This window comes from Butyrivibrio sp. LB2008, from assembly GCF_000621565.1.
Taxonomy (GTDB): Bacteria; Bacillota; Clostridia; order Lachnospirales; family Lachnospiraceae; genus Butyrivibrio.
The window spans coordinates 36,122-48,924 of sequence record NZ_JHXZ01000017.1; the positions used below are offsets into that span (position 1 = coordinate 36,122).

Annotated in this window: 12 protein-coding genes; 3 read left to right on the forward strand and 9 right to left on the reverse strand. The window is 41.5% G+C overall.

From position 1 onward, the window contains the following. Positions 1-82: 82 nt before the first annotated feature. Positions 83-655, reverse strand: a complete 573-nt coding sequence (locus T356_RS0106350) for a rhomboid family intramembrane serine protease (protein ID WP_026513771.1) — start codon at positions 653-655, stop codon at positions 83-85. A 200-nt stretch (positions 656-855) separates the two neighbouring features. Here T356_RS0106350 and T356_RS0106355 point away from each other — a divergent pair, with 200 nt between their 5' ends. Then, the gene (locus T356_RS0106355) at positions 856-1,245 is read left to right on the forward strand and encodes a hypothetical protein (RefSeq protein ID WP_026513772.1); all 390 of its coding nucleotides are present in this window, start codon (positions 856-858) and stop codon (positions 1,243-1,245) included. 4 nt (positions 1,246-1,249) lie between these two features. Here T356_RS0106355 and T356_RS18615 read toward each other — a convergent pair whose 3' ends face one another. From T356_RS18615 to T356_RS0106380, 5 genes are read right to left on the reverse strand one after another with little or no spacing between them, the layout of a single operon-like run. Next, positions 1,250-2,140 carry a metallophosphoesterase family protein gene (locus tag T356_RS18615; protein ID WP_051563207.1) on the reverse strand — a complete coding sequence of 297 codons (891 nt, stop codon included), beginning with the start codon at positions 2,138-2,140 and terminating at the stop codon, positions 1,250-1,252. Further along, complete coding sequence (locus T356_RS0106365; RefSeq protein WP_026513773.1) at positions 2,137-3,945, reverse strand: ABC transporter ATP-binding protein; 1,809 nt, start codon at positions 3,943-3,945, stop codon at positions 2,137-2,139. Before T356_RS0106365 ends, T356_RS18615 begins: the two co-directional genes overlap by 4 nt. Then, the gene (locus tag T356_RS0106370; protein ID WP_026513774.1) at positions 3,942-5,726 is read right to left on the reverse strand and encodes an ABC transporter ATP-binding protein; all 1,785 of its coding nucleotides are present in this window, start codon (positions 5,724-5,726) and stop codon (positions 3,942-3,944) included. Before T356_RS0106370 ends, T356_RS0106365 begins: the two co-directional genes overlap by 4 nt. Before the next feature lies 1 nt (position 5,727). Next, positions 5,728-6,654 (reverse strand): SPFH domain-containing protein, encoded by a 927-nt coding sequence (locus T356_RS0106375; RefSeq protein WP_026513775.1) that lies wholly within the window; start codon positions 6,652-6,654, stop codon positions 5,728-5,730. Positions 6,655-6,675: 21 nt separating this feature from the next. Further along, positions 6,676-7,122 carry an NfeD family protein gene (locus T356_RS0106380; RefSeq protein ID WP_026513776.1) on the reverse strand — a complete coding sequence of 149 codons (447 nt, stop codon included), beginning with the start codon at positions 7,120-7,122 and terminating at the stop codon, positions 6,676-6,678. 154 nt (positions 7,123-7,276) lie between these two features. Here T356_RS0106380 and T356_RS0106385 point away from each other — a divergent pair, with 154 nt between their 5' ends. Both T356_RS0106385 and T356_RS0106390 read left to right on the forward strand, forming a co-directional pair. After that, the gene (locus T356_RS0106385; RefSeq protein WP_026513777.1) at positions 7,277-8,743 is read left to right on the forward strand and encodes a sensor domain-containing diguanylate cyclase; all 1,467 of its coding nucleotides are present in this window, start codon (positions 7,277-7,279) and stop codon (positions 8,741-8,743) included. Positions 8,744-8,908: 165 nt separating this feature from the next. Next, a complete protein-coding gene (locus T356_RS0106390; RefSeq protein WP_026513778.1) occupies positions 8,909-9,949 on the forward strand; it encodes a GGDEF domain-containing protein in 1,041 nt (346 codons plus the stop codon). Between the two features lie 358 nt (positions 9,950-10,307). Here T356_RS0106390 and T356_RS18620 read toward each other — a convergent pair whose 3' ends face one another. From T356_RS18620 to T356_RS0106405, 3 genes are all read right to left on the reverse strand, one after another. Continuing rightward, entirely contained in the window at positions 10,308-10,880 is a 573-nt protein-coding gene (locus T356_RS18620) for a VanZ family protein (protein ID WP_051563209.1), read from the reverse strand. A gap of 169 nt (positions 10,881-11,049) precedes the next feature. Further along, a complete protein-coding gene (locus tag T356_RS0106400) occupies positions 11,050-12,069 on the reverse strand; it encodes a GGGtGRT protein (protein ID WP_026513779.1) in 1,020 nt (339 codons plus the stop codon). A 22-nt stretch (positions 12,070-12,091) separates the two neighbouring features. Beyond that, positions 12,092-12,784, reverse strand: a complete 693-nt coding sequence (locus T356_RS0106405) for an iron-sulfur cluster assembly scaffold protein (RefSeq protein WP_026513780.1) — start codon at positions 12,782-12,784, stop codon at positions 12,092-12,094. Positions 12,785-12,803 lie beyond the last annotated feature (19 nt).

Below are 12,803 nucleotides of genomic sequence, written 5' to 3' on the forward strand. Positions count from 1 at the left end.
TAAACAAAGCATTGACATCTTATCACAACAATTAACTTTAATCAATATGAAGCAAAAAAAATCCTATTAAATTAATTTTGTGCTATGCCTTCACTTTTTTATTGAGCCTGTAACCCACGATGGCTCCTATGATTCCACCTATTATATGAGAAAGATTCGAGATCTCGTCTCTTATAAAAATGCCGTCATGAATCTGCTGCCCAAGGAATATTATCGCAACAAGAATAAATGTCAGCGGAATCTCGCCCTGCTTGAAATTTGTAAATGATGTAAGCAGAATAAATGCAAATACCACACCACTTGCGCCGCACAGAGCCACATTCCAAAACAGTATATAATTCACAAGACCTGTCACAAGTGCTGTTATCACGATTATCTCAATTATCCTTTCAGAACCGTATTTTTCCTCAAGCATAGGTCCCAAAAGCAGAATATATGCTGCATTACTTATAAAATGCTCCCAGCCGCTATGTCCCAATACATGCGTAAAGAAACGAATATATGTCATCGGACTTGCAAGAGACGAATGATACGTCATAAAAAGCAACTGGTTTGTAGCTCCTCCCGTTACATTAGAAAGTAACAGCGCCAAAAAGCACAAACACATAAATCCCAGAACTACAGGTGAATTAAAAGAAATCTTAAATTTTTTCATAAAATAACTGCTCCTTCATTTAATACGGACAACGCAAAATACATCGCATAAAAACGCACTTTGCAAAAACTTTTCATATATTTTAGAAATAATGAATTGATTCCCCCGCCCTTATATTACATAATACTGTTAAGAAAATATCGCTTTCAAAACAAGGAGGTTTTGTTGTTCAAAAGTGCATATACAAGGAGGGAAATGCTATGGGTACCAATATTTTCAATAGTCTTTCCGGCTCATATAATTACATGTCTGATATGAGTAATCTTATTTCAGATTATTCAAGCATAAAAAACGGCTCCTACGGCACATTAATGAAATCATATGTCAAAAAAGTAGGCAACCGCGCCGCACTTGATGCATACAAAGAAACAGGAAGCACCGCGAACGTTTCCGTTTCCGATCCTGCAAAAACAGCCGATACCAAAAAGGCCGCTTCAACATCAAGTACAAAAGATACAACCAAGATCTCAGCCGATAAATACGAGAAATATAAATCCTCGTGGCTTGACAATCAACTCAAGCAATACGAAAAAGATGGCAGTAAAACAACCGCCGCCAACACCTCGGTATCGGTTGATACAACCGCATAACTTTTTATTTCTTGTGAGGAATCTCTTTTCCCGCAAGATCGATGTAGTTCTCTCTGAGAGCTATAGCCCAGTATTTTTCCGGTATATCCGGCCATTTAACTGCTCCGCACTCTTGCTCGCACAGACGCATGGCGCGGAGCAGAACTGTTTCACTAAGATCTACTCCCGTTCTTATCGTATGCATGGCAAGTGCAGCCCACGCAGGTGCTGTATTGCAAAGTCCCGACTCTTTAAATTCCTTTAATATCTCTTTTCTGTCATATTCGATCTGAATAAGCTCCTCTTCCCACACTTTTCCTTTTCCGTGAAGAATACAAAACTGAGTCTTTCCGCCATGAAACCACGGAATACCTATCGCTCCCGGCCCTACAGCTTTCTTGCCGCGATATACATAAGTATCCTGAATATGCACATGTCCGTGAAGAAGAAGCGATGTCTCCATATGGGCAAGTATTCTCTTCGTATTTCTCTTTTCCCTTATAAGTACTTCGCTTGTATTCTCTGGCGAACCGTGACAATACTCAAACTTGGGCATGCCCTGCATTTCATATATACCGTAATTGGGAAGCGAAGCAAAAAAATTGAAATCCTTGTCCGTAAGATTCTGATAAGTATAAAGAAGACTCCCACTCGAAGATCCTACTTTCCAACCTTCTCCTCCCGCTTTTCTGTAATTTAAGAGATACTCTTCTCTGTTTCCGCGTATTATGCAGGTATTAAAATACTGCTTCAGAACATAAACAAGCTCCATTGTCTTCTGCGGGTACGGGCAATCCGATACATAATCCCCCAAAAGCAGAAAATTTGTTATTCCTCTCCCAACAGCATAGTCTATGCAAGCCTGCAGTGCAGAATGATTGCCGTGTATATCGGCAAAAACCGCTATATCCATCATATAAGACTAAAACTCCGTTCATCAAACTGTCTTGTAAAGAGATCGTAATAATACCCCTTTTGCGCCATCAGCTCTTTGTGCTTACCTCTTTCTGTGATCTTACCGTCTCTTACTACCAATATTATATCAGCATCTACGATAGTTGACAGCCTGTGTGCTATAACAAAAGAAGTTCTGCCCTTGGTTACCGTAACTATGGCATCCTGAATAGCCCTCTCTGTTACGGTATCTATCGAAGACGTCGCCTCATCCAGTATTAATATCTTGGGATCAGCAAGTATAGCCCTTGCAAATGAAAGAAGCTGCTTTTCTCCCGTCGACAGCATTCCACCGTCCTCTCCCACGTCGCTATCAAGACCTTTTTCCATCTTTTTGACTATATCCTCGGCGGAAACAAGTCTTAAAGCCTCCATAATCTCTTCATCGGTCGCATCAGCTTTGCCGTACCTTAGATTTTCTCTTACAGAACCCGAGAACAAGTGCGGTGTCTGAAGCACATATCCGAGATTACTGTGAAGCCACAAAAGCGATCTCTCCGCCGCGTCGCGCCCGTCTATAAGGATCCGGCCTTTGGTCGGTTTAAAAAATCTGCAGACAAGATTTACAAGTGTCGACTTACCCGCGCCTGTTTCTCCGACAATCGCGACATTTGTCCCCTTCGGCACCTTGAGATTAAAATTCTCAAGAACATATTCATCTCCGTCGGGATATCTGAAAGATACATCCTTAAACTCTATATCGCCAATCAAAGGTTCCCAGTTCTCTTTCTTGGGATTAAAAGTATCACCGTACTTCTCTATTACTTCCTTCGAATCGTAGACATCAGACTCGGTCTCAAGGAGCTTAAAGAGCCTCTCAACATTTACCTGCACCGCGATCATCTCAGATATCGTTACAATTACATTCTGCACAGGTTCAAGAAGTCCGAGTGCATAGGAAATAAACACCGTAAGCGTTCCGATCTGCATAAATCCTTCAGTCGAAAGCTTTCCACCCTTCCAGAGAATAAGCGCAAGCGAAAGCGTCGAGAGCATCGTTATAAGCGCCGAAAAAAGTGCCGCGTAATGTGTGGAATGAACCGATTCCCTTCTCATTTTCTCGGTATCTTTTTCAAAATCATCCGTGATCTTCTTTTCAACAACAAGCGACTTTATAGCCTTAGCCCCTGTGATTCCCTCATTGAAATTACCGGTTATGGTCGAATTGATCTCCCTTATCTTTCTGTTGAGAACAAGAAGCCTCTTCTGGAAATATATGGCTATCACCGCCGCGATCGGTACCATTATGAGCACGTAAGAAGCAAGCCTTGGATTTAATATGACCATCATCACAAATACCCACAGTATATAAGAACCGTTCCAGATGACGTCCATCATTCTCCATGCGACCATGACACCTATTTTACCCGTATCACTCATAACTCTCGCATGAATATATCCGACATTGTTCCTGTTAAAATAGTCAAAAGAAAGCTCCTGAAGATGGTTAAAAGAAGCATTCCGAAGGTCCCTGTCCATGCACATCTCAACCTGTCCGCACAGAGCACAGGTGATAAAATTATCGACAACCTGGATAATAAGCACGGTCACATAGAGGATTATGAAAGCAGGAAGCCCCTTCAAAGTGTTTTTTACCACAAAATTATCAATCGCATACCTGTTAAATATCGGATATGCTGAGTCAAAAAGCGAACTTAACACACCCAAAAAGATCATTGTCAAAATCTTTTTGAGATACGGCTTTATATACGGATATAGTTTTGGTATGCCAAAAAGCGGCAGCTTTACATTTTTTTCTTTGTTCATATTCCATGCGTCTGTATGTCGTAGATTTTTTTGTACATTCCTTCTTGCCTTACAAGGCTGTCATGACTTCCCATCTGAACAAGATTTCCCTTATCAAGCACGATGATGTTGTCGGCGTGCATAAGCGTCGTTATCCTGTGGGAAATTATTATTACCGTTGAATCACCCGAGTTCTCGGACAGTGCTTTTCTTATCTTGATATCAGTCTCTGTATCGACCGCCGACAGTGAATCGTCAAATATCATGACAGGCGGCTTGGACATGAGCATCTGTGCTATCGCCGTCCTCTGCTTCTGCCCGCCCGAAAGCGTAACACCGCGCTCTCCCACATAAGTGTCATATCCTTTGTTAAATGAAAGGATAGTATCATCAAGCGCCGCTATCCTCGCAGCTTCCCTTATCTCCTTCATATCCGGATCTTTCTTGGTTATTCCGATGTTTTCAGAAAGAGTTCCGGAGAAAAGAAAAGGCTCCTGAAGTACAAGTCCTATATTTTTCCTTAAATACTTTGCCTTGATATCGGCTATATTCGTATCTCCTATATAAATGCTTCCGTTTTCCTTCGGAAGCTCGTAGAGCCTGTCCAAAAGATACATAAGAGTCGATTTACCCGATCCCGTTCCGCCAAGTATCCCGACTGTCGATCCCGCTTTTATGGTAAAACTTATATTGTTTACAACTTCATCCGAGCCGTTCTCATATCTGTATGAAACGTTCTCAAATCTTATATCCGCTCGCATATCAGGTTCAACCGCATTTTCAATATCTTTTTCAGCTTCAGAATTTATGATATAGCCGATACGGTCTATTGCAACTCTCGCCTTACTCATCTCGGAAATAATCCTTCCGAGGGCTCTTACGGGCCATGTAAGCATTGCATTATAGGCAACAAAAGCAATATACTCGCCGACAGTGATATAGTTTCTTACACAGAATACAGCGCCGAAAATCGTGATCATCATCACCTGAAGTCCCGAGATCAGATCGTTCGAAGCCCAGAACGCCGCCAAAATATTTATGAGTTTTATCCAGAGATTGGTATAGTCATAATTTCTTTTTTCAAATCGGTCTCTCTCGTACTTCTCTCTTCCAAAAGCCCTTACAACTCTGACTCCTGTGAGATTCTCCTGTGCAGTTGCTGAAAGCCTTCCTTCTTCAGCGTCTGCCTTCTCAAAACCTGCTCTTATTTTATTGTGAAAGAAGCATGAATACAAAACTATGACAGGAATAAATGTCGCAGAGATAAGTGTCATGGTCTTATTTATTCCAAGCATAAAATAGACCGCCACCACTATCCTGATAAGTATCCTTACCAGAGAATGAAGCTGCTCCGATATAAACATCTTTATTGTATCCACATCCGAAGTGCAACGCTGTATGATATCACCGGTGTGATTCTCGCTGTGCCATGAAAAAGGCAGCTCCATAATATGTTCAAAAAGCTTATCTCTCATCCTGCGGACGAATTTCTCCGCAGCAAAAGAATTTATGAGTTTCATAAGATATCTGCAGATTGCAGCAGCAACCGCTATAGCTGCAACCGCAGCCGCTACATATACAAGATGTTCCCTAAGAAACTCTCTTCCTCCGACCTTTTCGACCAATGTTTCCATAAATGACGGAACACTGCCTTTTTCCAAGGCAGTGTCCGCAATACAATAATCAACCGTATATTGAATTATCTTAGGACCCAAAAAGTCCAAAAAAGTCACAATGACCGAAAATAATATGCTTACAAAATATAGAAACAAACATCCTTCAAGAAAATAAAAAATAATCATATTATCCTTTTACAATTTCTTTTAATGATCCCGCAAGTCCGGCAACGCTCTGGATATTTGAAGGAACGATTATCTTGGTTGCCTGTCCGTTTGCAGCCCTCTCAAATGCCTCGAGACTCTTAAGTGTAAGAACAGACTCATCTGCTCCCGCATCCTTGAGCATCTTGATACCCTCTGCATTAGCCTGCTGAATACTCTTGATAGCTTCAGCCTGACCTTCAGCCTCACGGATTCTCTTTTCTCTCTCAGCTTCAGCTCTAAGGATTGTAGCCTGCTTATCAGCTTCAGCCTGAAGGATCTTACTCTGCTTCTCACCTTCTGCGACTGTGATCTGTGACTGCTTCTCACCTTCCGCAAAGAGGATTTTCTCTCTCTTTTCACGCTCAGCCTTCATCTGCTTCTCCATGGCATCACGAATCTGCTCGGGAGGATTGATATTCTTAAGTTCGACTCTTGTGATCTTGATTCCCCAAGGATCTGTTGCGATATCGAGCGCATCCTGCATCTGTGCATTGATCTGATCTCTTGATGTAAGTGTTTCATCAAGTGTAAGTGAACCGATAACGTTACGAAGTGTTGTTGCAGTAAGATTCTCAATAGCTCCGATAGGATTTCTTACGCCGTATGCAAAAGCCATAGGATCCGAAATTCTGAAGAATACGATAGAATCGATCTGCATTGTTACGTTATCCTGAGTAATAACGGGCTGAGGCGGGAAGTCGCAATACTGCTCCTTAAGGTCAACCTGTCTTGCAACTCTGTCTATAAAAGGGACTTTAAAATGAAGACCTACATCCCAAGTCTCTTTATAAGCTCCAAGCCTTTCAACAATAAATGAATGTGCCTGAGGCACAATCCTGATATTTGCAGCAAGCAAAATAATCACAAGAATAATTAAGATACATAACACCGGTGCTAATCCTGACATAGTTATATCCTCTCCTTTAAATTAAAAAATTTTTCTGACTATCAGTTTATTACCGACAATCTTCTCGACAATAACTTCTTCACCTTCGGAAATGATAATATTGTCCTCAGTCGACCTTGCAAGCCATGTCGAACCTTCAAACTCAACTTTTCCGCTGTCTGCGATATTGTCGATCTTTGTCTTTGCAACGAGTTTCTTGCCTATAATCGAGTCGATATTGGTCTTGGCAACCTTATTGTTAAAATGCTTCGCCGCAAGCGGTCTTACCGCTGCTATACACACAACCGAAACAATCACAAAAGCCGCAACCTGAAGCGGAACACCCGCGCCAAAAGCTGCAAGTATCATCGCTACCAAGCTTCCTGCCGCAAACCATATAGTTATAAGTCCGACAGTCGCAAGCTCAACTACAGCAAAAACCACAGTGATTATCAGCCAATAACAGGCTGATGTAGAAAGAAAATCCATAGATGCCCCCTTCCCCTATACTACCTGTATTATACAGTTTTTTAGGCAAAAAAGCTATTTATATTGTACCCTTGTTATTTGTCGTTTTTGCATTTGAAAATTGTTTAAATCACGGTTATCATATATTGTAAGGGAAAGGATGGTACAACTGTCTATGAGTTCTGATCTATACTTCAAGTTAAAAAACACCGTAAATACCATGCCTCTTTCAACTGCCATTCTTGCAGTCAAAAAAGATGAAGATGGTAATTTTGCGGAAATGAGATACTTTGTCATAAATAAGTCGTTCATCAATGACTGCATGGCTATATTCTTTCAAAATGAATCAGACGACAGCACTGACCTCGAAGAAAAAGTAAAAGAAATTGAATCCAAGATGGAAGGTGCTTTATATACTATCAACGTACCCAGAGAGCCCAAATTTGAGGACGCCTGTTTTAGAGCCGCCTGGAGAAAAGAGCCCATTCATACATATGTCGATACAACGAAACTGTATGGTTATTGGACTGAGAACTTTATGCTCCCCATTGCAGTAAATGAGAATGAAAAAGATCACGACATTGCATATTGCATGTTTGTCTATACACTCAACAAAGAGATGGATGTCAATAAATATTCGTCAGTATCACCCGACATAGCTTCTTTTGTTATCAAATCCTGTCTTGAACTTCAAAGCGAAAATGATTTTTATTCCAGTATGCAGCTTGTTACCGACTATATCAGAGAATACGCAGACGCAGCCGGCGCCAGTGTCATGTCTTTCCAGAATGACCTTCAAAGATATGAAGTAATAAGCGGATCGACTAGCAATCCACGCGTAAGCATAAAAAAAATCTTCTCTAGTATCCCATATTCTGTAGTTGCCAGCTGGGAGAAGCTTCTCAAACACACAAACAACATTATAATCAAAAGCGAATCAGACCTTGAGCACTATGGAAAAGAAGCCCCCGAATGGGTGCATACGTTGAGAGATAACTGGGTATACAGTCTGTGCCTTGTACCCCTTTTGCGCCAAAACAACATAATCGGCTACCTATATATTGCCAATTTTGATGTTAACCATATGACAAGAATGAAGGAAATGGTAGAACTTGTATCATTCTTCCTATCAGCCGAAGTTGCCAACCACTTATTCCTTGAAAGGCTTGAATATCTCAGCAATATAGACATACTGACCGGGGTAAAGAACAGAAACTGTATGAACGCCGATGTAGAAGAATTCTCGATCAAATTTAAGTTTAATCCGATACCGTTCTCAGTTGCATTCTGCGACATAAACGGTCTTAAGAAAGTAAATGACAATCAGGGACACGATGCAGGCGACAAGCTTATCGCCGCAGCAGCCGATATTCTCAAGGAAGTTTTTAAAGATGACAACATCTACAGAGCAGGCGGCGATGAATTTACCATTATTTCTACACACAGCAACGAGCATGAATTTGAAGAAAAAATAAAAAGGCTCAGAGAACTTACCAGCGACCCTGACAAACTATGCTTTGCCATAGGTTACTATCACGACGGTGGCTCCGGTCCTCTGGAGCTTGCCATGAGATATGCCGATGAGCGCATGTACCAGGACAAGAACAAATTCTATGAAAAACACCCCGACAGAAAGCGCTAAAACGCCATTTTACCGTGATCAAATCTTTGAAAAACAAGCTATATATTAGAATTCCTTAATTATTAATTTATTATTTTTTACACTTTATTGTTTGATTATTCGTCGATTTAAGGATAATATATATATGATTTTATTATGCGGTAGCGCGCTTTTTGGAGGTTAGCGATGTCACTCGAAACATTATTCGATCAATTTGACGGAAAAAATTTATCAGCCGATATTTCGGCATTTATTATAAAGACTTGTCTACATATGCGTAAAGGTGAAGATTTCCAGACAAGTATGAACAACGTCGCCAAAGACCTCAGAGAATATACTGATGCTTATGCAGCATGCATTCTGACAATATCAAGAGATCTGTATAAATTCAATGTTGTGGGCGAAAATGTAAGAAACAATGAGATTGTTCTTCAGAATGTCTTCGACAAGATTCCCTATGAAATAGTTGAAACCTGGGAAGAACTCACACTTGAAAATGATTCTATCATAATCACTAACAGCGCAGATATGGAGAATTATGAAAAGCGCTCTCCCGATTGGGTCAAAACTTTAAAAGAAAACGGTGTTGAGACACTGTGCCTTGTTCCTTTTATTCACCAGAATACCATCATAGGCTATATGTATGTCACAAACTTTGATACAAACAGGCTCGCTGAATTCAAGGATATCATAGAGCTTCTTTCCGCCTTTGTTTCATCTGAGGCCGCTCACCATCTCCTTATCGAGAGATTAAGAAGCCTTAGCCTCATTGATTCAAGAACCGGCGTATACAACAGAACAGCTATGAACAACATGGTAGATGAGCTCGCAGCTCAGCTCAAGATCGCTCCTACCCCATTCAGCGTTGCATTCTGCTATCTAAACACACTTAAAACAGTCAACGAGAAAAAAGGCCATGACGTAGGAAACACCCTTCTCAAAGAAGCCGGCAAGATTCTTAAAGAAGTATTCCAGAATGATTATATCTACCGCTCTTCCGGTGATGAATTTGCAATCATTTCAACAACAAGCACCGAAGAAGAATTTGAGGAAAAAATCGAAAATCTCAAAGACCTCGCAAGCGATCCCGAATGGCTCTATTTCACAGTCGGCTACTACACCGACAACACCGACGGCGCCCTCCACAGCGCAATGAGATACGCCAACAAATACGAACAGGAATTCAACGAAGAATTCTACTACAACTACCCTGACATGGTTAAATAAAAGAACTGAGTAAATAAAAAACTTAAGGTTGTCGCCCCGATTTTGATTATATTCCCTCGGTCGACAACCTTTTTTATGGAATATTCTCCGAAATTCCTATTAAAAAAGCTCCATAGAAATACACAACTTGCATCCTATAGCATTTCAAGAAACAGCCCGGGAACAATGGCATATATCCGGAAATGTGCAGCTCTCGGACGAGCAAGATGATTTTCAAATTTCATAGAACCCGAAACCGCTGACTTCTCTGAGCAACGTCGAAAGGAAGCGGTTTCGGGTTCTATGAAATTATGAAAATCACTGCGCAGCCGAACGCAAACATTTCCGGATATATGCCATTGTTCCCGAGCGTCCTTAATCAATTCTCAGCGATCGCTTCTGATTCCGTATTATCTTTGGTGAGAAGGTAGTGAATAGATTTAACCGTGAAATAGACTATAGCTCCAATAAATACGCCGGAGGTATTGAGGATCACATCATCAATATCCGTATGTCTCTGATATAAAGGAAGCTGTGATATTTCAATAAAGACCGTATAACACATCCCTATAAAAGTCACTTTAATAACATTGTTAAGCTTATCAAAGCAAAACGGCAGTGCCATTCCCACAGGTATAAACATAGCAATATTTCCCACTATATTCACCTTGTACCCTGCATATTTCTGTTCAAGGAATAAAAAAGGCTTAAAACTGCACTTAAACGGATAAGCCTTATGGATATCAAATATGATAGGTGCAACATGCCCGTTCTTAAGGTGCATCGGAAAATATACAAATCTGGATATAACCAATATGCACACATATAAAGTCAAAAGTCTTAACTCTTTTTTTATATCCACACTCCCGCTAACCCTGGCGCTAACAAACCTTGCAACGATCCAGCACAAAGTAATAAAAACAAACATCCCCAAGTAAGTAATCTGAATCATATCAAACTTTCCTTTCAAGCTATAAAAAAACATGCCAATGTACACGCGTTGATATTTGGCAATAATAACACTGAAAGTGCCTCAAAGTCAAATAAAGTCTGCTTTTCGCAAAGAAAAGGTCGGTTCTGTGTGAAACAGAACCGACCTCATTATTAGCTATCTCGGGATCTTAAAACTTCCCTGCCTTAGCAGCCTCTTCGATTGAAACGGCTGTAGAAACAGTCATACCAACCATCGGGTTGTTACCTGCGCCGATAAGACCCATCATCTCAACGTGAGCGGGAACTGATGAAGATCCTGCGAACTGAGCGTCTGAGTGCATACGTCCCATAGTATCTGTCATACCATAAGAAGCAGGGCCTGCTGCCATGTTATCAGGGTGAAGTGTACGTCCTGTACCGCCGCCTGAAGCAACTGAGAAGTACTTCTTGCCGGCTTCTGTACGCTCCTTCTTGTATGTTCCTGCAACAGGGTGCTGGAATCTTGTAGGATTTGTTGAGTTACCTGTGATAGATACGTCAACGTTCTCCTTCCACATGATAGCAACACCTTCCTGTACGTCGTTAGCGCCGTAGCAGTTAACCTTTGCACGAGGTGAATCAGCATCCTTTGAATAGCACTTTCTGAATACTTCCTTTACCTCGCCTGTATAGTAATCATACTGAGTCTCAACATATGTGAAACCGTTGATACGAGAAATAATCTGAGCTGCGTCTTTTCCAAGACCGTTAAGAATAACTCTGAGGGGTTTCTGACGAACCTTGTTAGCCTTCTCAGCGATACCGATAGCACCCTCAGCAGCAGCGAATGACTCGTGACCTGCAAGGAATGCGAAACACTCTGTATCCTCTTCAAGAAGCATCTTTCCAAGGTTACCGTGTCCAAGACCTACCTTACGGCGGTCAGCAACTGATCCGGGAATGCAGAAAGCCTGAAGACCGATACCGATTGCAGCAGCAGCCTCAGAAGCCTTGCGGCATCCCTTCTTGATTGCGATAGCAGCACCTACTGTGTAAGCCCACTTAGCGTTCTCAAAGCAGATAGGCTGAATACCTTCGATGAGCTTGTAAACATCGATGCCTGCAGCCATAGTAATATCTTTACACTCTTCTATAGAAGAAATCCCATACTCCTTAAGGCAAGCCAGGATCTGGGGCTCTCTTCTTTCATATGATTCAAATAAAGCCATTTTAAATTCCTCCTTACCTTAATTACTCTTTTCTGGGATCAATGAATCTAGCTGCATCAGCAACACGTCCGTACTGACCCTTAGCCTTCTCCATTGCTGTGTTAGCATCATCACCGGCCTTGATGAAGTCCATCATCTTTCCGAAGTTAACATACTTGTATCCGATAATCTCGTCGTTCTCATCAAGAGCAACTTCTGTGATGTAACCATCAGTAAGCTCAAGATAACGAGGTCCCTTGTCAAGTGTTCCGTAAGTTGTACCAACCATTGAGCGTGTACCCTTACCAAGATCCTCAAGACCTGCACCAATCTGAAGTCCGTCCTCTGAGAATGCAGACTGTGTTCTTCCGTAAACGATCTGAAGGAAGAGCTCTCTCATAGCAGTATTGATAGCATCACAAACAAGGTCTGTGTTAAGAGCTTCAAGAACTGTAAGTCCGGGAAGAATCTCAGATGCCATAGCTGCAGAATGTGTCATTCCTGAGCATCCGATAGTCTCTACGAGTGCCTCCTGAATGATACCTTCCTTAACGTTAAGTGAAAGCTTGCAGCAACCCTGCTGAGGTGCACACCAGCCAATACCGTGTGTATAGCCGGAAATGTCCTTAATCTCTTTGGACTGAACCCACTTAGCCTCTTCAGGAATAGGCGCAGCACCATGATGTACCCCTTGTGTTACGGGACACATATTCTTTACCTCTGTTGAGTAAATCATGTGAAAATCTCCTTTCATA